The organism is Streptomyces sp. NPDC057438 (genome assembly GCF_042802995.1).
Lineage (GTDB): Bacteria > Actinomycetota > Actinomycetes > Streptomycetales > Streptomycetaceae > Streptomyces.
The window spans coordinates 192,911-213,127 of sequence record NZ_JBHVDD010000003.1 but is presented as its reverse complement, the minus strand read 5'-3'; the positions used below and the strand labels follow the sequence as shown (position 1 = coordinate 213,127).

Below are 20,217 nucleotides of genomic sequence, written 5' to 3'. Positions count from 1 at the left end.
CTCCAGCAGCGGCAGGGGCGCGCCTCGGCCGCTGCCGGTGCCCGCGCGGACACGCCGACGCCGCCGCCCGCCCCGCAGGGGGTCGGTGGCGGCGTCGGACCTGCCGTTCGGGAGGGTCACGGCTCGAGGAACCCGGCCCCGGTCAGGACCTTCCGGCCCTCGGCGGACCGCACCAGCGCGATGAACGCCTCGGCGGCGTCGGCGCTCTGGGCGTCCTTGAGCCGGACGATCGGGTAGTCGTTGACGGCGTCGGCGGACTCGGGGAATTCCACGCCCTTCACCTTGCCATCTGCCGCGCGCACATCGGTCTTGTAGACGACGGCGGCGTCGGCCTCCTTCAGCTCGACCTTCGTCAGCGCGGCCTTGACGTCCTGCTCGTAGGAGACGGGGGTGAGCTTCAGCCCGCTCGCGCCGAGGGCCTTCTGCGCGGCCGCGCCACAGGGCACCTCCTTGTCGCACAGCACGACCTTCAGGCCCGACCTGGTGAGGTCCTTCAGAGAGGTGATCCTGTCGGGGTTGCCCGGCGGGGTCGCGATCTCCAGCTGGTTGCGGACGAAGGTCGCGGGCGTGCCCGACGCGTCGCCCGCGTCCGTCACGATCGCCATCGTCTTGGGGCTGGCCGAGGCGAACACGTCCGCGGGAGCACCGCCGGTGATGCTCGCGGCGAGGGAGTCGCTGCCGCCGAAGCTGAAGGTGACGGTGGTGCCGGGGTGCTCCTTCTCGAACCGCTTCCCCAGGGTCGTGAAGCTCTCCTTCAGTGACGCGGCCGCGAAGACGGTCACCGTCCCGGTCACCTTCCCCGACGACGAGGCGTCCGACGACGAGGCGTCCGACGACGAGGCGGACCCGGAGGAGTCCTGCTTCGCCGACGAGGAACCGTCGGGGGACGAGCAGGCGCTCAGCGCCAGCAGCACGGTCGCCCCCAGCGCGACCGCGCGCGCCGCTCGACGGGTCCGGGGCACGGTACGGGTCGTCACGGGTCCACTCCCTCTGGTTCTGATGGGCATCAGCATACTGTCGCAGATGCCATGATGATGGCGCCCACAGGAGGGCAGAGGCAGTCTGTTGTCCCTGTTGGGGTTGCATGTGCGGAGGCGAGAGGCGCCGTGTCGGATGTGGTCGGCGCGGGACGCGCGACCGTGGGCGGGCGCGGTTTTCCCCAGCTCGCGCCCTTGCCGGAGTGCCCGTGTGGGCCATCAGAAGATTTCTGGCGAACCGGGGGCAACCATCCGTCCCGTCCGAGGGTCACATCAAGTGTGAGCAAAGCGCTCCAAGGACCCAAGGGGGAAATATGCGAAAGATCCGCAATGTCGCGACCGTCGGCGCCTTAGCGGCACTGGCGGTGGGCGCCGGGACGGCGTTCAGCACGACCGCCTCCGCCGCACCCAACGTCACCCCGCAGGGCGTCTGCGGCAGCAGCTACAAGACGGTCAACTCCGCGCCCATCGGGACGCTGGGCACCGTCTACCTGACGTACAACTCCAAGAACGGCAAGAACTGCGTCGCGACGATCCGCACCAACCCGGGCACCTACAAGAACATGTCCACGTACATCTACGTCCCCGCCACGGACGAGTACGACGAGGACTACGGCAGCTACACGTCGTTCGCCGGGCCGGCCTACGTCTACGGCAAGGGCTACTGCGTGAGCTGGGGCGGCAACATCGACAACGTGTACGTGACGGTGGACAACTCCAACTGCGCGTCCCTGAAGGAGCACCGGACCACCGAGGTCCGCTGATCCACCTGACCGACCGTCCGAGAGTTCCCGCACCGCCCCCTCCCGTGGTCCGACGTCGCCGGGGAGGGAGTTCTGAGCCGCAGGCGGTGCGGGTTCTCCCGGAGGGGCACGACCCACCGATGAGCGTGCGCGTCCTTCACGGCCCGCTCGCGCCACCGGCCGCCGCCGAATATCGGGTGCGCGGCCGGCGGCGTACAGGGGAAACTCCTCGGCATGGTCGACATGGGCATGTTCAGGGACGAGGTCGCGGGCTGGGCGGCCGACGGCTCCGGCCGGGCGGCGGGGGAGCTCGCGGAACTCCTGGGGGTGCACACGGCGGTCCTGCTGGAAGGGCTGAGCGACCTCGCCGCCGTCGAGGCGCTGGCCGCCCGGCGGGAGCGCGACCTCGCGGGCGAGGGGGTGTGCGTGCTGTCCATGGGCGGGGCGATGAGCGTCGGACGCTACGCGGGGATCCTCGGAGCGCCGGGCCTCGGCCTGCGTCTGATCGGGCTGTGCGACGAGCGGGAGAAGCCCTTCTACGACCGGGGCCTCGACCCGGCCTGGACACCCCGCCCGAGCGTCCACGTCTGCGCGGCGGACCTGGAGGACGAGCTGATCCGCGCGCTCGGCACGGCGCGCGTCGAGCAGATCGTCCAGGAAGCGGGCGAACTGCGTGCCTGGCAGACCTTCGTACGACAGCCCGCCCAGCACGGCCGCTCCCGGCACCAGCAGCTGCGCCGCTTCCTCGGTACGAAGAAGGGCCGCAAGATCCGCTACGGCCGCCTCCTCGTCGAGGCCCTCGCCCCCGAGCAGGTGCCCGCCCCCCTGGACGACCTCTTCGCCGACCTGTGACTTCTCCCACCCGCTCTTGCCGGAACCGGGAACGCTTCCCTACGTTCGGTCGCATGTCCCACCACGGCCACGCCCTCCCCGGTGAACCGGACGGACCCGCCACGGCGAGCGATCCCGCCGCGGGACGTCCGGGCGTCCCCCCGACGACCGACCTGGTCCTCGACCTGAGTGCCCACGAAATGCTCCGGCGCGCGCACGTCCTGGACGCCCTCGGCGCGGACTGGGACCCCGTGGCCGCGCTGCGCGGCGAGGAGGCGGCGTACGAGCTGCTGTACTCCGGCCTCGACGCGGAGCAGCAGCGTGTGTACGACGACCTGGTCGCGGCCGGTGTGCTGCCCCGGAGAGGCGGTGGCCGTGCTGCCGCTTGACCCGCAGGCCGACATCGGCCGTCGTGCCTGGGTCGCCTGCCCGAACTGCGACGACCGGCGCGGATGCGACACCTGTGAGCAGGGCCGTACCTGCTCCGAGCACTGGCGCTACCTGCTCTCCAACGTCGGCAGCCTGCTGCATCTGCAGTGCCGGTCGTGCACCCACATCTGGACGCACGAGACCCATTTCGGTGCCACCCGCTCCCCGTGGGAGCGCATCACCAGCGGCCTGCGGCGACACTGACCGGGCGCGTACGGCGGCCGATCCGGTGAGCCCGGCCGTCGCGGGCGCGGGCCGGTGAGGCCGGACGGCCGATGGGCGCTCGCTTTCGGATGACCTCACCGTCTGTCGCCGGGAGCGGCGGGCCGCCGGGGCCGAGGATCTCGGTCGGCGGACATCCCTGCCTGCCTCGTCCGCCCGGAGGCAGCCGTGCACATCCTGCTCCTAGCCAGCGCGTTCAACAGTCTCACCCAGCGCACCCACGCCGAACTGCGCGATCGCGGCCACACCGTGGCCGTCGAACTCGCCCTGCCCGACAGCCCGTTGCCGGATCTCGTGCGACGGCACGCACCGGAGCTCGTCGTCGCGCCGATGCTGAGGACGGCGATCCCCGAAGAGGTGTGGAGGGCCTGCACCTGTCTGATCGTCCATCCCGGACCCGTCGGCGACCGGGGACCGTCCTCCCTGGACTGGGCGATCCACGACGGCGCCGACGCGTGGGGTGTCACCGTCCTGCAGGCCGAGGAGGAGATGGACGCCGGCGCCGTGTGGGCCTGCGTGGCGTGCCGGATTCCGCCGGTCTCCAAGAGCGAGCTGTACCGCGGTGAGATCGCCGACGCCGCGATCGAGGCCGTCATGCTCGCGGTGGAGCGCTTCGCCGGGGGCACCTACACACCGCGCGAGCAGGACACGACAGGTATGGCCGCCGCCCGCTCCGGTGAGTCCGACGCCCGCCCGGTACCGCGGACGCGGCCGTACCTCGACCAGAGCGTCCGGCGGATCGACTGGGCCGGGGACTCCACCGAGGACGTCCTGCGCAAGCTGCGCGCGGCAGACTCGCAGCCCGGTGTGCTGGACGAGCTGCTGGGCGGTGAGTGGTACCTGCACGGCGGGCACCCCGAGGGCGAGCTGCGCGGACGGCCGGGCGAGCTGCTGGCGACCCGGGCCGGGGCGGTCTGCCGGGCCACCGGGGACGGCGCGGTGTGGATCCCTGAACTGAGACCCCGGCGCGAACCGGGGCAGCCGCCGACCTTCAGGCTGCCCGCCGTACGGGCCCTCGGGGACCGGCTGCCCCCGCTGCCCGAACACACCCTGCCCCGGCTCCCCTGGGCAGGGGACGACCGGACCTGGTCCGACATCCGCTACCGGGAGGACGGGCGCGTCGGGTTCCTGTCGTTCTCCTTCCCCGGCGGCGCCATGAGCACGGAGCAGTGCCGCCGGCTGCTGGACGCCTACCGGGAGGCGTGCGCGCGGCCCACGTCGGTTCTGGTGCTGGGCGGCGAACGGGACTTCTTCTCCAACGGGATCCATCTCAACGTCATCGAGGCCGCCCCCGACCCCGCCGCCGAGTCCTGGGCGAACATCAACGCCATCGACGATCTGGTCGAGGCGGTCCTCACGACGACGGACCGCCTGGTGGTCGCCGCGGTCGCGGGCAACGCGGCGGCAGGGGGCGTCATGCTCGCCCTGGCGGCCGACGAGGTCTGGTGCCGGTCGGGAGCCGTGCTGAACCCGCACTACCGGCTGATGGGCCTGTACGGCTCGGAGTACTGGACCTGCACGCTGCCGCGCCGGGTCGGTGCCGCCACGGCAGAACGGCTCATGCGTGAGGCCCTGCCGGTCAGCTCGGCGAGCGCGCTGCGCCTCGGCCTCGTCGACCGGATCCTCGACCGTGCTCCCGACGGGTTCGCGCGGGAGGTGGCGGCGCTGGCCGGGCGTCTGGCCTCGCTCCCGGCGACGGAGACACGGATCGCCGCGAAGAAGACGGAGCTGGACCGGCTGGAGAGCACGACGCCGTTGGCCCGGTTCCGCGCCGAGGAGCTGGCCCGGATGCGCCGTACCTTCGACGACCCGGCCGCCCCCTACCACGCGCTGCGCCGCGCCTTCGTCCACAAGGAGCGGCCGGCGTGCACCCCGCCACACCTCGGTCCCGCCCCGGTTGCGTGAACCGGCCCGATCGGCAGTGGCATCGGCGTCACCGGAACGGCCCCCGTCGGCATCCCATCGCGGCCGTACGGCTGCTACGAAGAGGAGCGAAGGCCGAAAAAGAGGCTTTCATCCCTTACCTCCCCAGGAGGCGGTCCCATGACTGAGGCGACGCCGGCAACGGTCGATGCCGCGAACGCGGGCGGCGCACCCGCCGACGAGGCGCCCACGATCCACATTCTCTGGATCAACGCGGGCCTGAGCTGCGACGGTGACTCGGTCGCGCTGACGGCGGCCATGCAGCCCAGCATCGAGGAGATCGTGCTCGGTGCACTGCCAGGGCTGCCGAAGATCGCCGTGCACTGGCCGCTCATCGACTTCGAGTGCGGCCCGATCGGCGGCTCGGACACGTTCATCGAGTGGTTCTTCAAGGGGGAGCGGGGCGAGATCGACCCGTTCGTCCTGGTCGTCGAGGGCTCCATCCCCAACGAGGCGATCAAGCCCGAGGGCTACTGGTGCGGCTTCGGCGACAACCCGGAGACCGGTCAGCCGATCACCACCAGCGAGTGGATCGACCGGCTCGCCCCGAAGGCGCTGGCGGTCGTCGCCATCGGCACCTGCGCCACCTACGGCGGCATCCACGCCATGGCCGGCAACCCGACCGGCGCGATGGGCGTGCCGGACTACCTCGGCTGGGACTGGAAGTCCCACGCCGGTATCCCCATCGTGTGCGTCCCGGGCTGCCCCATCCAGCCCGACAACTTCTCCGAGACGCTCACCTACCTGCTCTACCAGGCCGCCGGCTCCGCGCCGATGATCCCGCTGGACGACAAGCTGCGTCCCACCTGGCTGTTCGGGGCCACCGTCCACGAGGGCTGCGACCGCGCGGGCTACTACGAACAGGGCCAGTTCGCCCTGTCGTACGACTCGCCCACCTGCCTGGTCAAGCTCGGCTGCTGGGGCCCGGTCGTCAAGTGCAACGTGCCCAAGCGCGGCTGGATGAACGGCATCGGCGGCTGCCCCAACGTCGGCGGCATCTGCATCGCCTGCACGATGCCCGGGTTCCCCGACAAGTTCATGCCGTTCATGGACGAACCCCCCGGCGCCAAGTTGTCCAGCGGCGCCAGCGGCGCGTACGGCGCCGTCGTCCGCAAACTGCGGTCCATCACCGCCAGAACCGTGGACAAGGAGCCCAAGTGGCGCCGTACCGGAGACAAGATCACCACCGGATACCGGCCCCCGTGGTGAGCAGCCGCCGCATGTAGTCCGCACCGGCTTCGCGCACCCCTACCCCAAACCTCCCGCGCAGTGACGCAACGAAGGGCACGCACACTGATGGCACCGAAGACGACGACGGCCGGCGACGGCAGTGGCCTGGTGGAGATGGCCTGGGACCCGATCACCCGGATCGTGGGCTCCCTGGGCATCCACACGAAGATCGACTTCAAGCAGAAGCGGGTCGCGGAGTGCTACAGCACGTCGTCGGTCTTCCGCGGCTACAGCGTCTTCATGCGCGGCAAGGACCCCCGCGACGCCCACTTCATCACCAGCCGCATCTGCGGCATCTGCGGCGACAACCACGCCACCTGCTCGGTGTACGCGCAGAACATGGCGTACGGCGTGAAGCCCCCGCACCTCGGCGAGTGGATCATCAACCTCGGTGAGTCGGCGGAGTACATGTTCGACCACAACATCTTCCAGGAGAACCTGGTCGGGGTCGACTACTGCGAGAAGATGGTCAAGGAGACCAACCCCGGCGTCCTCGAACTCGCCGAACGCACCGAGGCCCCGCACGCCGCCGAGCACGGCTACCGCACGATCGCCGACATCATGCGCTCGCTCAACCCCCTGGAGGGCGAGTTCTACCGCGAGGCGCTCCAGGTGAGCCGCTACACCCGCGAGATGTTCTGCCTGATGGAGGGCCGCCATGTGCACCCCTCCACGCTCTACCCGGGCGGCGTCGGCACCATCGCCTCCGTCCAGCTGTTCACGGACTACATGAGCCGCCTCATGCGGTACGTCGAGTTCATGAAGCGCGTCGTGCCCCTGCACGACGACCTGTTCGACTTCTTCTACGAGGCCCTGCCCGGGTACGAGGAAGTGGGCCGCCGCCGGGTCATGCTCGGCTGCTGGGGCGCGCTCAACGACCCCGAGCACTGCGACTTCACCTACGCCAACATGACGGACTGGGGACGGAAGATGTTCGTCACCCCCGGTGTCGTCGTGGACGGCAAACTGGTCACCAACGACCTCACCGAGATCAACCTCGGCATCCGCATCCTGCTCGGCAGCTCCTACTACGAGGACTGGCAGGGCCAGGAGCAGTTCGTCACCCACGACCCGCTCGGCAACCCCGTGGACCCGCGCCACCCGTGGAACCAGCACACCATCCCGGCCCCGCAGAAGCGGAACTTCGACGACAAGTACAGCTGGGTCATGTCCCCGCGCTGGTTCGACGGCAAGGACCACCTCGCCCTGGACACCGGCGGCGGCCCCATCGCCCGCCTGTGGTCCACCGCCCTGTCCGGGCTCGTCGACATCGGCTACATCAAGGCCACCGGCCACAGCGTGGTCATCAACCTGCCCCGTACCATGACCAAGCCGGAGACCACCTTCGAGTGGAAGATCCCGAAGTGGTCCAACGCCCTGGAACGCAACCGCGCCCGTACCTACTTCCAGGCCTACGCCGCGGCCGTCGCCCTGCACTGCGCGGAGAAGGGCCTGGCGGAGGTCCGTGCCGGACGCACCCAGACCTGGGAGAAGTTCGAGGTCCCGGACCAGGGCATCGGCGTCGGCTTCACCGAGGCCGTCCGCGGCGTCCTCTCCCACCACATGGTGATCCGCGACGGCAAGATCGCCAACTACCACCCGTACCCGCCGACCCCCTGGAACGCCAGCACCCGCGACACCTTCGGCACACCCGGCCCGTACGAGGACGCCGTGCAGAACACACCCATCTTCGAGGAGAACACCCCGGAGAACTTCAAGGGCATCGACATCATGCGCGCCGTCCGCAGCTTCGACCCCTGTCTGCCCTGCGGCGTCCACATGTACGTCGGCGGCGGCAAGACGGTGAAGTCGATGCACGTGCCCACCGGCCTGAGCGGACTGGGCGGATGAGCGCGCCGACGACGGCCCGGCCCGTCGACGCCGAACAGACCGGACGCCGCGTCGAGGAGGTGCTCGACCGGCTCACCACGAGCGGCGACCCCGCCGCAGCCGAGGCGGCCGAGGAACTCGTGCGCTCCCTCATGGACTTCTACGGCGCCGGCCTGGCCCGCATCCTCCACCTGCTGTCCTCCGCGCCCGGTGAGCCGTCGGCGGGACTGCTCGGGGACGAGGTCGTCGCGAGCCTGCTCGTCCTGCACGACCTGCACCCCGAGGACCGCGACACCCGCATCGCCCGCGCCCTCGACAGCGTCCGCGAACACACCCTGGACGTCGTGGACTTCGACGAGGACAGCGGCACGCTGCGGGTCCGCGCCCGGGAGAGCGGCGGCTGCGGTTGCGGCTCCGGAGCGGACGCCCGGCAGGCGGCCGAGGCGGCACTCGCCTGCTTCGCCCCCGAAGTGCGGGCCGTCGACGTCCAGGCCGCACCCGCCGGGCCCACACTCCTGCAGATCAGCACGGCACCCACGGGGGCCCGATGACCGCGACCGTCACCGGTCTGAAGAGGTTCCTGACAGCACGCCCGCCCCGGCCCGAGCGGTGCGAACTGTGCGCGGTGGCCGTCCCCGGCGACCACCGCCACCTCGTCGACACCGACAAACGCGCCCTCGTGTGCGCCTGCGCCCCCTGCGCGCTGCTGATGGAACAACCGGGCGCCGCCGCGGGCCGCTTCCGCACGGTCCCGGCCCGCTACCTCACCGACCCCGGCCACCAGCTGGACGACACCGCGTGGGAGGCGCTGCAGATCCCCGTCGGCGTCGCCTTCCTCTTCCGCAACGCCGTGCTCGACCGGCTGGTCGCCCTCTACCCCAGTCCGGCCGGCGCCACCGAGAGCGAACTCGCACCGGACACCTGGGCCGCCGTCCTCGGCGACAGCCGGCTCGCCGCACTCCTCGAACCCGACGTGGAGGCCCTGTTGCTGCACCGCACCGACGGCCGCTGCGAGACCTACCTCGTCCCGATCGACATCTGCTACGAGCTCGTCGGCCGCATGCGCCTGTCGTGGCAGGGCTTCGACGGCGGAGCCGAGGCCCGTAGCGCCCTGGACGCGTTCTTCGCGGACGTCACCCGCCGCGCCCGGCCCGTGGACGTCACACCGGACGCGGCCCAAAACCCGCGGCATCCGGCACGGACGGCGGTGCGCCCGTGACCGAGTTCTCCTTCGCCTGCACCGGCGTCCGCGCCGACCGGTACGCCGCCGGACCCACCCTCGTCTTCCGGCTGCGCGTCACCGCCGCCGGCAACGCGCCCGTGCACGCGGTCGCCCTGCGCTGCCAGATCCGCATCGAGCCCGCCCGCCGCGGCTACGAGCCCGCCGAGGCCGCCGGTCTGACGGACCTCTTCGGCGACCGCTCCCGCTGGGGCAGCACCCTCCAGCCGGTGCAGTTCGCCCAGGTGTCCGTCATGGTCCCGAGCTTCACCGGAGAGATCGAGACCGACGTCGTCGTGCCCTGCACCTACGACATGGAGATCGCCGCCACCCGCTACCTCACCGCCCTCACCGACGGCGAGGTCCCCCTGCTGATGCTGTTCTCCGGCACGGCGTTCACCGGAGCCGGCGGCTTCCGCGTGGAACCGGTCCCGTGGGACCAGGAGGCGGCCTTCCGGATGCCGGTCACCGTCTGGCGGGAGATGGTCGAGCAGCACTTCCCCGGCTGCGGCTGGATCCGGCTGCCCCGCGACACCATGGACGCCCTCCTCGACTACCGCTCACGGCACGCGCTGCCCTCCTGGGAGGCGACCCTCGAGGCCCTGCTCGACGAGAGCGCCGCCGAACCGCCCGCGCACGACCCGCTGCGCGCCCTCACCGGCACCACCGGAAGGACCGACTCGTGACCCTGACCGCGTTCGCCGCCGAGACCGAGGAGCGGTTCGCCCTCGCGCGCCAGGTGGCCGACGCCGTCCTCTTCGAGGGCTACGTCCTCTACCCCTACCGCGCCTCGTCGGCCAAGAACCGGCTGCGCTGGCAGTTCGGGGTGCTCGTGCCGCCCGGCTGGGGTGCCGACTGCGAGGAGCACGACTTCCAGCACACCGAGTGCCTGATGGAACCGAAGGCGGGCGCGACCCTCTCCGTCGAGGTGCGCTTCCTGCACGCCCGGCGGCGCACGGTGCAGCGGGCGTGCCCGGACGGCGGCTTCGACACCGTCACCGAACTCGACCTGGACGACCGGGTGCTGGTGCCCTGGGACGAGGGGTTCGAGGAACGCGTCGAGGTGATCGCGCCGGTGGACGCCCTCCTCGGCGACGGCGTCACCCATCCCTTCCGGCTCCCGGCGAGGGAGGACACCGCACCCGTCCTCGACGCGGCGGGCCGTACCGTCGGCCGGCTGCTCCGCCGGAGCGAGGCGGTCAGCGGGACGGTGCGGCTGTCCGCCCGTGAACTCGACGGCCCCTACCGGACCCTGCGGCTGACCGCCGTCGTGGAGAACACCAGCGACTGGACCCCGCCCGAGGGCCGCGCCGCCGACCGGGACGCGGCGCTGCCGCACTCCCTGGTGGCCACCCATCTGCTCATGGCCCTCAGCGCCGGATCGTTCCTGTCGATGACCGATCCCCCCGAGTGGGCGAAGGGTGCGGTCGCCGCCTGCCGCAACCTGCACACCTGGCCCGTGCTCGCCGGTGAACCCGGCCGGGCCGACCTGGTGCTGTCCTCGCCGATCATCCTGGAGGACCATCCGGCCATCGCCCCGGAGAGCCCCGGCGCGCTCTACGACGCCACCGAGATCGACGAGATCCTCGCGCTGCGCACCGCCGCCCTCACCGACGAGGAGAAACGCGAGGCCCGCGGCACCGACGAACGCGCGGCGGCCGTGATCGAGCTGGCGGAGTCGATGCCGGCCGAGGTGCTGGAGCGGCTGCACGGGGCGGTGCGCAGCGTGCGGGAGGTGACCGGCCCCGGCCGCCCCGCCGATCCGGGCGTCGGCTTCCCCGACGAGTTCGGGGTGGGGCGTCCCGACACCCCCTGGTGGGACCCGGCGAGCGACGCCGGCTTCGCCCCGGAGCGGGACCACGTGGTCGTCGACGGCCGCCCGGTGGGCCGGGGCAGCCGGGTCGAACTGCACCCGGGCCTGCGGCGCACCGACGCACAGGACATCTTCCTGCGCGGCCGCACCGCCACCGTCGAGGCCGTTCTGCACGACGTCGACGGCGGCGTGCACCTGGCGGTCACGGTCGAGGGCGACCCCGGCGCCGACATCCGCCGCGAGCAGGGCCGCTTCCTGTACTTCCAGCCCGACGAGATCACACCGCTGGAGGACGGTTCATGAACGCCTCCGCGCGGCCCGGCCCCAGAACCCTGGTCGCCGGCATCGGCAACATCTTCCTCGGCGACGACGGCTTCGGTGTCGAGACCGTACGGCGGCTCGCCGCGCTCGGACTGCCCGCCCACGTGGAGACCGCGGACATCGGGGTGCGGGGCGTCCACCTCGCCTACCAGCTCCTCGACGGCTACGACACCCTCGTCCTCGTGGACGCCACGGCGCGGGGCGGAGCCCCCGGCACGCTGTACGTGATCGAACACGAGGCCGCGGGCCCGGATCCGGAGCCGCCGGCACCTGCCCTGGACGGTCACCGGATGACCCCCGACACCGTCCTGGCCCTGCTGGCGACCCTGTGCGCCGGCACCGACGGCGACCCACCGCGCCGCGTCCTGGTGGTCGGATGCGAACCGGCCTCGGTGGAGGAGGGCATCGGCCTCAGCGCGCCGGTGTCCGACGCCGTGCCTGAGGCGGTCCGCCTGATCGAAGAACTGCTGCGGGACGACGAGCCGTCCGCGGCGCAGGCCTCAACCGCTGAGGCCTCGACATGAGGAGAACGGGATGAAGAAGATCGTCATCGGGGGAGCGGCCCTCGCCGCCGTGGTCGTCCTCGCCGCCGAGGTGCTGCCGGACGTCCGGCGCTATCTGCGGATCCGGCGCATGTGAGAAGCGTGGGGAGCGCGGGCTCCCGAGCGGTTGGGTCGAACGGTGTACCCGCCGGCCGGTCACGGCGTGCCGGGCCGTTCGACCCGGCTCCACCCCCCTCTAATGAACCCCGGTGCGAGGCAGGCAGCCGGCGGAAGGACGAGAGCCCATGCACGAGATGTCCGTCGCGCTGGCCGTCGTCGACCAGGTCGCCGAGGCCGCCGACCGGGCCGGGGACGTCACGGCGGTGCGCACGGTACGGCTCCGGGTGGGCGAACTCGCCGGTGTCGTACCCGACGCCCTCGCCTTCAGCTTCGAACTGGCCTGCGCCGGAACCCTGTTGGAAGGCGCCGAACTGGCCACCGAGACGGTACCGGGGCGGGCCCGCTGCACCCCCTGCGCCCACGAATGGGCCGTCGGCATGCCGCCCCGGCTGACCTGCCCGGCGTGCGGCGGAACACGGACCGACCTGCTCGCGGGCCGGGAACTGCAGATCGTCGACGTGCGCTGGGAGAACGACAGAAGCACGCACCCGCCCACCCGCGAACCGATCTCCGAGGAGCGCTGAACCATGTGTCGTGTCACGGACCTGCGCCAGGCCGTACTCGCGAAGAACGACGCGAGCGCCCGGGAGCTGCGCTCGTGTCTCGCCGCCCGGGGCACGGCGGTCGTGAACCTGCTGTCCAGCCCGGGCAGCGGAAAGACCGCGCTGCTGGAGCAGGAACTGCTGCGGGCACGTGAACGGTCCGTTCCCGTCGCGGCGCTCAGCGCCGATCTCGCCACCGAGAACGACGCGGTCCGCCTGGCGCGGTCGGGTGTCCCGGTCAAACAGGTGCTCACCGACGGCCTGTGCCATCTGGAGGCGGGCATGCTCGCCGGCCACCTGGACGGATGGCTGCCCGACGGCACGCGGCTGCTGTTCGTGGAGAACGTCGGCAACCTGGTCTGTCCCGCCACCTACGACCTGGGGGAGACCTTGAGGGTCGCCCTGGCCTCCGTGACGGAGGGAGAGGACAAGCCGCTGAAGTACCCCACCGCCTTCGGGCTCGCGCACCTGGTCGTCGTCACGAAGACCGACTTGGCGGAGGCGGTCGAGTTCGACGAGGTCGCGTTCCGCGCGCACGTGGAACAGGTCAACCCGGGAGTCGAGATCGTCATGACCTCGGCACGCCGGGGGCGGGGGATCGGCGCTCTGCTCGACCGGGCGATGGCGGCCGCGGACGGCGCCCCCGTCCACACGCCGGTCATGGCCGGCCAGCCCCGCACCCCCGGGCACGTCCACCCCCACGAGCACACCCACGCCCACGACGACGGTCACGCCCACGCGCGTCCGGAGGCCGACGGCGCCATGGCCCACACCCACCCGTGAGCGGTCCGCAGACCCCGTCCGCCGTCGCCGGACCCGCTCCGCTGCGCCGCCGGATCGTCGTGCGGGGAGTGGTGCAGGGCGTGGGCTTCCGCCCCTACCTGTACGGCCTCGCCACCGAACTCGCCCTGGCCGGACACGTGACCAACACCGCGGAGGGCGTCGTCGTGGAGGTCGAGGGCGCCGCCTCGGCCGTGGCCCGGTTCTGCGACCGGATCGCCGCCCAGGCACCGCCGCTCGCCCGAGTCGAGTCCGTCGAGCACCGCGAGATGCCCGCCGTCGGCGACGGCACCCCGTTCACCATCCTCGCCTCCCGCGGCGGCGGCCCGGCCCGCACCCTGGTCTCCCCGGACTCCGCCACCTGCGCCGACTGCCTCACCGAACTGGCCGACCCGGCGGACCGGCGCCACCGCCACCCGTTCGTCAACTGCACCCACTGCGGCCCGCGCTTCACGATCGTCACCGGTGTGCCCTACGACCGGGCCGCCACGACCATGGCCGGCTTCCCGATGTGCCCCGACTGCGCCCGCGAGTACGCCGACCCCGCCGACCGGCGCTTCCACGCGCAGCCCGTCGCCTGCCCGGCCTGCGGACCGAGACTGCGGCTGATCGCCGGACCACGGCCGAGGCTCGCCGCGGGCGACGGGGCGGACCCGGTCGGCGCGGCGCGCGCCCTGCTCGCGCGGGGCGCGATCCTCGCCGTGAAGGGCCTGGGCGGCTACCACCTGGCATGCGACGCCACGAACCGGACGGCCGTCGCCCTGCTACGGCGCCGGAAGGCACGCGGCGACAAGCCGTTCGCCGTCATGGCGCGGACGGCGGACGACGTCCGGCACCTCGTACGACTGAGTGCCGAGGAGCGCAGGCTGCTCGAAGACGCGGCGCGGCCGGTCGTTCTGGTCAGGCGTCTTCCGGACCCCTCCGGAGAGCCCCGGCCGGCCGAGGAGGTCGCGCCCGGCAGCCCCGACCTCGGCCTGATGCTGCCGTACACCCCCCTGCACCATCTGCTGCTCGGCCTGCCCGGCGATCCGGACGGGCCCCGTCTGCTCGTCATGACCAGCGGCAACGTCTCCGGCGAGCCGATCGTCACCGACGACACCGAGGCGCTGCAGCGGCTCGCGCACCTGGCCGACGCCTGGCTCACCCACGACCGGCCGATCCACGTCCCGTGCGACGACTCCGTGGTCCGGGTCTGCGACGGGCAGCCGCTGGTGATCCGCCGTTCGCGCGGCTACGCCCCGCTGCCGCTGCCCCTCCCGCTGCCCGTGCGGCCCGCCCTCGCGGTCGGCGGAGACCTGAAGAACACGTTCTGCCTGGGCTCGGGCCGCCGCGCCTGGCTGTCGGCGCACATCGGGGACATGGACGACGTCAGCACGCAGCGGGTGTTCGAGCGCGCGGCGGCGCAGTTGGAGTCGATCACCGGGGTGCGGCCCGAGACCCTGGTGTCCGACCGGCATCCCGGTTACCGCTCCGCACACTGGGCCGACCGGAACGCGGCAGACCGGCCCGTCACCCGCGTCCAGCACCATCACGCGCACATCGCCGCCGCGATGGCCGAGCACGGGCTGGACGGCACCCGGCCGGTGATCGGCGTCGCCTTCGACGGCACGGGGCACGGCGACGACGGTGCCGTGTGGGGCGGTGAGTTCCTGCTCGCCGACTACGACCGCTACGTCCGGTTCGGGCACCTCGCCTACGTCCCGCTGCCCGGCGGCGACGCCGCGGTGCGCCGGCCGTACCGGATGGCGCTGGCCCATCTGTGGGCGGCCGGACTCGCCTGGTCCGGCGACCTCCCCTGCGCGGCCGCCTGTCCCTCCGACGAACTCCGGCTCCTGGCACAGCAGTTGGAGCGCGACGTGAACTGTGTTCCCACGTCCAGCATGGGCCGGCTGTTCGACGCGGTGTCCTCGCTGGCCGGTGTGTGCCACCGCGCCGGATACGAGGCGCAGGCCGCCGTCGAGCTGGAGGGCGCGGCCCTGCACGCGCCGGCGGGGGACACCGAGACGTACGTCTTCGCCCTGCGCACGGCCAGAGAGGGCGGGGCCGGGGCCGTACGGGCCGATCCGGCGCCCGTGCTCGCGGCGATCGTCGACGACCTGCGCGCGGGCATCGCGCCGCCCCTGATCGCGGCCCGCTTCCACCGGGCCGTGGCCGCCCTGGTGCGCGCCATGTGCGGACGGGCACGCGAGCGGCGCGGACTGGACACGGTCGCCCTGACGGGAGGCGTGTTCGCCAACACGCTGCTCTCCTCGGCCTGTGCCGCCGGCCTGCGCGAGGAAGGCTTCACGGTCCTGCGGCACCACCTGGTGCCCCCCAACGACGGCGGCCTGGCCCTGGGGCAGTTGATGGTGGCCGCCCGGACCACGGCCGTCGCCCCCGCGCCCGCCGACTGAGCGGCGCGCGACCCACAGCGAGGAGAGGCTCATGTGCCTGGCGGTACCCGGCAGAGTGCTGGACATCGAGGAACGGGAGGGCACCCGGATGGCCACCGTCGACTTCGGCGGTGTGGTCAAGGAGGTGTGCCTGGAGTATCTGCCCGACCTCCAGGTCGGCGAGTACGCCATCGTCCACGTCGGGTTCGCCCTGCAGCGGCTGGACGAGGAGTCGGCGCGGCAGACGCTCGAACTCTTCGCCGAACTCGGCATGCTGCAGGAGGAGTTCGGCGACCCATGGGAGATGGCGGCGGCGGAGGCGGGCATGGACCCGGTGGAAGAGGTGCGCAACCCGTGAAGTACATCGACGAGTTCCAGGACCCGGAGCTGGCACGGCGGCTCCTCGACGACATCCACGCGACGGTGACCAGGCCATGGGCGCTGATGGAGGTGTGCGGAGGACAGACGCACAGCATCATCCGGCACGGCATCGATCAACTGCTCCCGGAAAAGGTCGAGTTGATCCACGGGCCGGGCTGCCCCGTGTGTGTCACCCCGCTGGAGGTCATCGACAAGGCGCTGGAGATCGCCTCCAGGCCGGAGGTGATCTTCTGCTCGTTCGGGGACATGCTGCGCGTGCCCGGCACCGGCCGCGACCTGTTCCAGGTCCGCGGGGAGGGCGGTGACGTGCGGGTCGTCTACTCGCCGCTCGACGCGCTGCGGATCGCACGGCAGAACCCGGACCGCGAGGTGGTGTTCTTCGGCATCGGCTTCGAGACGACGGCGCCCCCCAACGCGATGACGGTCCATCAGGCCCGCAAACAGGGGATCAAGAACTTCAGCATGCTGGTGTCCCACGTCCGCGTGCCCCCGGCCATCGAGGCGATCATGTCCTCGCCGAGCTGCCGGGTGCAGGGCTTCCTCGCGGCCGGGCATGTCTGCAGCGTGATGGGGGTGGGGGAGTACCCGGAGCTGGCGGAGCGTTTCCGCGTACCGATCGTGGTGACGGGCTTCGAGCCGCTGGACATCCTCGAAGGCGTGCGCCGCGCCGTCCACCGGCTGGAACGCGGCGAGCACGGCGTCGACAACGCCTACGCCCGCGCTGTGCGGCCGGAGGGCAACGCGGCCGCCCGGGCGATGCTGGAGGACGTCTTCGAGGTCACCGACCGGGCCTGGCGCGGGATCGGCGTGATCCCGGACAGCGGCTGGCGGTTGGCGTCGAAGTACCGCGACCACGACGCCGAGCACCGCTTCGCCGTCGAGGGCATCCGCACGGTCGAACCCGAGGCGTGCCGCAGCGGAGAAGTCCTCCAGGGGCTCCTCAAGCCGCACGAGTGTGAGGCCTTCGGCACCCTGTGCACCCCCCGCACCCCTCTGGGGGCCACCATGGTGTCCAGCGAGGGTGCCTGCGCGGCGTACTACCTCTACCGGCGCCTGGACATGCCCGCCGCGACCGAGGCCCGGGAGGCGAGCCCCGTTGTCTGACACCACCGATCTCCCCACCCCCGCCGTGCTGGACATCGAGGCGTGGACCTGCCCCGCGCCCGTGCGGGACCGCCCCCGGGTCGTCATGGGCCACGGCGGCGGTGGAGTCCTCTCCGCCGAACTGGTCCAGCAGATCTTCGCGCCCGCCTACGGGGGCGAGGCACTGGCCCAGCTGGGCGACGCGGCCGTCGTCTCCCTGGGCGGCGCACGGCTGGCGTTCTCCACCGACTCCTACGTCGTACGGCCGCTGTTCTTCCCCGGCGGCAGCATCGGCGACCTGGCGGTCAACGGAACCGTCAACGACCTCGCCATGGGCGGCGCCCGCGCCGCCTACCTCTCCTGCGGATTCATCCTGGAGGAGGGCGTCGAGCTGGAGACGGTCACCCGGGTCTCCCGGGCGCTCGGCGAGGCGGCGCGCACCGCCGGTGTGGAGGTGGCCACCGGTGACACCAAGGTGGTCGAGGCGGGCCACGGCGACGGGATCTTCATCAACACGGCGGGCATCGGCCTCGTACCGGCGGGTGTCGATCTGCGGCCGCAACGGGTCGTCCCCGGCGACGTGGTCATCGTCAGCGGTGCCATCGGCGTCCACGGGGTCGCGATCATGAGCGTGCGCGAGGGCCTGGAGTTCGGCGTGGAGATCCAGAGCGACTGCGCGGCTCTCGGCGGCCTCGTCGAGACGATGCTCGCCGTCACCCCCGACCTGCACGTGCTGCGTGACCCCACCCGAGGGGGCCTCGCGGCCGCCCTCAACGAGATCGCGGCCGCCTCCGGCACCGGGGTCGTCATCCGGGAACGCGAGGTGCCGGTTCCGGAGCCCGTGGCCAATGCCTGCGCCATTCTCGGGCTGGACCCGATGTACATCGCCAACGAGGGCAAGCTCGTGGCCTTCGTCCCGCGCGAGCACGCCGACGCCGTTCTGGAGGCGATGCGGGCGCATCCCCTCGGCGCCGACTCCGTGATCATCGGGGAGGCCGTCGAGGCCCATCCCGGCATGGTCGTGGCCCGTACCGGGCTGGGCGGAACACGAGTGGTCGATCAGCCGATCGGTGAGCAGTTGCCGCGGATCTGCTGACACCGCCGCGATGCCGGCCGGCACCTCCTCGACGGCTCCGCCCGTCGAGGAGGCTGTCGTCCGGGCATCGGCAGGCCCTCGCCCTACCGGTGGTCCGACGGTGGTGAGTCCTGGGGGTCCACGCCGGTGGAGGAAGAGGCGTCCCTGGCGCCGCTGGGGCGCTGGGAGCGGCCCCTGCGTCCGGTGTCGCGACGGCCCTTCTCGTCCGCGTCGCCGTATTCCTCGCCCCGTGTTCCGTGACTCTTCGCGGTGTCGCCGGGGACGGACTTCGTCTCCTGCGCCGACTTCGTGCGGCCCCGGCCTCTCTTCTCGGCGTGCTCGGCCGTTCGGAAGGAGCGGGGGGCGCTGGGGTTGTCCTGCTGACGTGTCTCATCCACGTCGGGCGACCAGCCGTGCTGCCCGGTGCCCTCGTGACGGCTCGGGCCCTTTCCGTGCGGAGGCTCGGACGCTCGTGTGTGCTTCGACATGGGCCGACCTGCCTGTTCCTGGTCGATGGGACGCCGGTCGTGGCGTCGTCGCGCTGAACGAAGTACCCCTCTCACGGACATTTAATTCATATCGGCACATATTCGGCAGTCGGGTCGTGCCGGGCGCCGTGACGGGCCGGGCACGATCCGTCAGTCGTGCCGGAGGGCGTTCAGCCGGGCCGCCCGGAGGGTGAGGTGGTCGCGCTCGGCGAGGTTGGGCGCCTTGCGCGCCGCCTCGGCGTACAGCTGTGCCGCCGTCGTCAGGTCGCCGTCGCGTTCGTGGAGGTACGCCGCCACCGCGGTGTGCCGCGGCAGCGAGTCCTCCAGTACGGCGAGCGCCGCCAGCCCGGCACGGGGGCCGTCGGCCTCACCGACGGCCACCGCGCGGTTGAGCCGCACGACCGGACTGTCGGTCAGTCGAACGAGTTCGTCGTACCACTCGACGATCTGCACCCAGTCGGTCTCCCCGGCGGTGGGCGCGTCCGCGTGCAGCGCGGCGATGGCCGCCTGCGCCTGGAACTCGCCCAGCCGGTCACGGGCGAGGGCCGCCTGGAGGATCCCGATGCCCTCGGCGACGGACACGGTGTCCCACCGGCCGCGGTCCTGCTCGGCGAGCGGCACCAGACTGCCGTCGGGCGCGGTACGGGCGGCCCGCCGGGCGTGGTGCAGCAGCATGAGGGCGAGCAGCCCCGCCACCTCGGGGTGGTCGATCGCGGCCGCGAGCTGCCGGGTGAGCCGGACGGCCTCGGCGGCGAGGTCGACGTCCCCGGAGTAGCCCTCGTTGAAGACCAGGTAGAGGACGCGCAACACGGTGGCGACGTCGCCGGGCCGGTCGAGACGCACGGTGGAGACGGTGCGCTTGGCCCGGCTGATGCGCTGCGCCATGGTCGCCTCGGGCACCAGATAGGCCTGCGCGATCTGGCGGGTGGTCAGCCCGCCCACGGCGCGCAGCGTGAGCGCCACCGCCGACGACGGCGTGAGCGAGGGATGGGCGCACAGGAAGTAGAGCTGGAGCGTGTCGTCCGTCCCGGGCGCGGAGCCGGGCGCCGGCTCCTCCTCGACGAGGTTCTCGCGCCGGCGCCGGGCGGCGTCCGCGCGGGTCGCGTCGAGGAACCGGCGCCAGGCCACGGTGATCAGCCAGCCCTTCGCGTCCCGCGGCGGGTCGTCCGGCCAGACGCGGACCGCCTCCGTGAGCGCATCCTGTACGGCGTCCTCGGCCGCCGCGAAGTCTGCTCCGCGGCGGACGAGGACGGCGAGCACACCGGGGGTGAGGCCCCGCAGCAGTGCCTCGTCCAT

22 protein-coding genes are annotated in these 20,217 nt (G+C 72.3%); 19 read left to right on the top strand and 3 right to left on the bottom strand.

From position 1 onward, the window contains the following. Nucleotides 1-116 precede the first annotated feature (116 nt). A complete protein-coding gene (modA, locus tag ACFU5F_RS04065) occupies nt 117-977 on the bottom strand; it encodes a molybdate ABC transporter substrate-binding protein (RefSeq protein WP_383881570.1) in 861 nt (286 codons plus the stop codon). 314 nt (nt 978-1,291) lie between these two features. Here modA and ACFU5F_RS04060 point away from each other — a divergent pair, with 314 nt between their 5' ends. The 19 genes from ACFU5F_RS04060 (at nt 1,292) to hypE (ending at nt 18,454) form a co-directional block, all read left to right on the top strand. Then, nucleotides 1,292-1,741, top strand: coding sequence for a spore-associated protein (locus ACFU5F_RS04060; RefSeq protein ID WP_383881567.1), 450 nt, complete (start codon nt 1,292-1,294; stop codon nt 1,739-1,741). A gap of 213 nt (nt 1,742-1,954) precedes the next feature. After that, nucleotides 1,955-2,572: a TOPRIM nucleotidyl transferase/hydrolase domain-containing protein gene (locus ACFU5F_RS04055; protein WP_383881564.1), complete on the top strand. Its 618-nt coding sequence runs from the start codon at nt 1,955-1,957 to the stop codon at nt 2,570-2,572. A gap of 53 nt (nt 2,573-2,625) precedes the next feature. Beyond that, nucleotides 2,626-2,940 (top strand): DUF6400 family protein, encoded by a 315-nt coding sequence (locus ACFU5F_RS04050; RefSeq protein WP_383881561.1) that lies wholly within the window; start codon nt 2,626-2,628, stop codon nt 2,938-2,940. Beyond that, nucleotides 2,927-3,184 carry a hypothetical protein gene (locus tag ACFU5F_RS04045; RefSeq protein ID WP_046915656.1) on the top strand — a complete coding sequence of 86 codons (258 nt, stop codon included), beginning with the start codon at nt 2,927-2,929 and terminating at the stop codon, nt 3,182-3,184. The genes ACFU5F_RS04050 and ACFU5F_RS04045 overlap by 14 nt, the downstream gene beginning before the upstream one ends. 186 nt (nt 3,185-3,370) lie before the next feature. Then, on the top strand, nt 3,371-5,107 hold the full coding sequence (locus tag ACFU5F_RS04040) for an enoyl-CoA hydratase-related protein (protein ID WP_383881557.1): 1,737 nt from the start codon (nt 3,371-3,373) through the stop codon (nt 5,105-5,107). Between the two features lie 138 nt (nt 5,108-5,245). Next, nucleotides 5,246-6,334: a hydrogenase expression protein HypE gene (locus ACFU5F_RS04035; protein ID WP_383881554.1), complete on the top strand. Its 1,089-nt coding sequence runs from the start codon at nt 5,246-5,248 to the stop codon at nt 6,332-6,334. Nucleotides 6,335-6,421: 87 nt separating this feature from the next. Then, entirely contained in the window at nt 6,422-8,206 is a 1,785-nt protein-coding gene (locus tag ACFU5F_RS04030; protein ID WP_383881551.1) for a nickel-dependent hydrogenase large subunit, read from the top strand. Then, a complete protein-coding gene (locus ACFU5F_RS04025; RefSeq protein ID WP_383881548.1) occupies nt 8,203-8,736 on the top strand; it encodes a hypothetical protein in 534 nt (177 codons plus the stop codon). Before ACFU5F_RS04030 ends, ACFU5F_RS04025 begins: the two co-directional genes overlap by 4 nt. Then, nucleotides 8,733-9,404 (top strand): DUF5947 family protein, encoded by a 672-nt coding sequence (locus ACFU5F_RS04020; protein WP_383881545.1) that lies wholly within the window; start codon nt 8,733-8,735, stop codon nt 9,402-9,404. Before ACFU5F_RS04025 ends, ACFU5F_RS04020 begins: the two co-directional genes overlap by 4 nt. Further along, entirely contained in the window at nt 9,401-10,090 is a 690-nt protein-coding gene (locus ACFU5F_RS04015; protein ID WP_383881542.1) for a DUF6084 family protein, read from the top strand. Before ACFU5F_RS04020 ends, ACFU5F_RS04015 begins: the two co-directional genes overlap by 4 nt. Further along, on the top strand, nt 10,087-11,520 hold the full coding sequence (locus ACFU5F_RS04010; RefSeq protein ID WP_383881539.1) for a hypothetical protein: 1,434 nt from the start codon (nt 10,087-10,089) through the stop codon (nt 11,518-11,520). Before ACFU5F_RS04015 ends, ACFU5F_RS04010 begins: the two co-directional genes overlap by 4 nt. Further along, nucleotides 11,517-12,062: a hydrogenase maturation protease gene (locus tag ACFU5F_RS04005; protein WP_383881536.1), complete on the top strand. Its 546-nt coding sequence runs from the start codon at nt 11,517-11,519 to the stop codon at nt 12,060-12,062. The genes ACFU5F_RS04010 and ACFU5F_RS04005 overlap by 4 nt, the downstream gene beginning before the upstream one ends. 10 nt (nt 12,063-12,072) lie before the next feature. Continuing rightward, complete coding sequence (locus ACFU5F_RS04000; protein ID WP_020114735.1) at nt 12,073-12,177, top strand: DUF6893 family small protein; 105 nt, start codon at nt 12,073-12,075, stop codon at nt 12,175-12,177. Between the two features lie 148 nt (nt 12,178-12,325). Continuing rightward, nucleotides 12,326-12,724, top strand: a complete 399-nt coding sequence (locus ACFU5F_RS03995) for a hydrogenase maturation nickel metallochaperone HypA (RefSeq protein ID WP_383881532.1) — start codon at nt 12,326-12,328, stop codon at nt 12,722-12,724. Between the two features lie 3 nt (nt 12,725-12,727). Next, nucleotides 12,728-13,525: a hydrogenase nickel incorporation protein HypB gene (gene hypB, locus ACFU5F_RS03990; protein ID WP_383881529.1), complete on the top strand. Its 798-nt coding sequence runs from the start codon at nt 12,728-12,730 to the stop codon at nt 13,523-13,525. Further along, complete coding sequence (hypF, locus tag ACFU5F_RS03985) at nt 13,522-15,915, top strand: carbamoyltransferase HypF (protein ID WP_383881526.1); 2,394 nt, start codon at nt 13,522-13,524, stop codon at nt 15,913-15,915. Before hypB ends, hypF begins: the two co-directional genes overlap by 4 nt. A gap of 31 nt (nt 15,916-15,946) precedes the next feature. Continuing rightward, complete coding sequence (locus tag ACFU5F_RS03980; RefSeq protein ID WP_078580274.1) at nt 15,947-16,252, top strand: HypC/HybG/HupF family hydrogenase formation chaperone; 306 nt, start codon at nt 15,947-15,949, stop codon at nt 16,250-16,252. Beyond that, complete coding sequence (gene hypD / locus ACFU5F_RS03975) at nt 16,249-17,379, top strand: hydrogenase formation protein HypD (RefSeq protein ID WP_383881523.1); 1,131 nt, start codon at nt 16,249-16,251, stop codon at nt 17,377-17,379. The genes ACFU5F_RS03980 and hypD overlap by 4 nt, the downstream gene beginning before the upstream one ends. Beyond that, entirely contained in the window at nt 17,372-18,454 is a 1,083-nt protein-coding gene (gene hypE, locus ACFU5F_RS03970) for a hydrogenase expression/formation protein HypE (RefSeq protein WP_383881520.1), read from the top strand. Before hypD ends, hypE begins: the two co-directional genes overlap by 8 nt. Nucleotides 18,455-18,537: 83 nt before the next feature. Here hypE and ACFU5F_RS03965 read toward each other — a convergent pair whose 3' ends face one another. Both ACFU5F_RS03965 and ACFU5F_RS03960 read right to left on the bottom strand, forming a co-directional pair. Then, nucleotides 18,538-18,921: a hypothetical protein gene (locus tag ACFU5F_RS03965; protein ID WP_383881518.1), complete on the bottom strand. Its 384-nt coding sequence runs from the start codon at nt 18,919-18,921 to the stop codon at nt 18,538-18,540. A 150-nt stretch (nt 18,922-19,071) separates the two neighbouring features. Further along, on the bottom strand, nt 19,072-20,217 hold the full coding sequence (locus tag ACFU5F_RS03960) for an RNA polymerase sigma factor (RefSeq protein WP_383881600.1): 1,146 nt from the start codon (nt 20,215-20,217) through the stop codon (nt 19,072-19,074).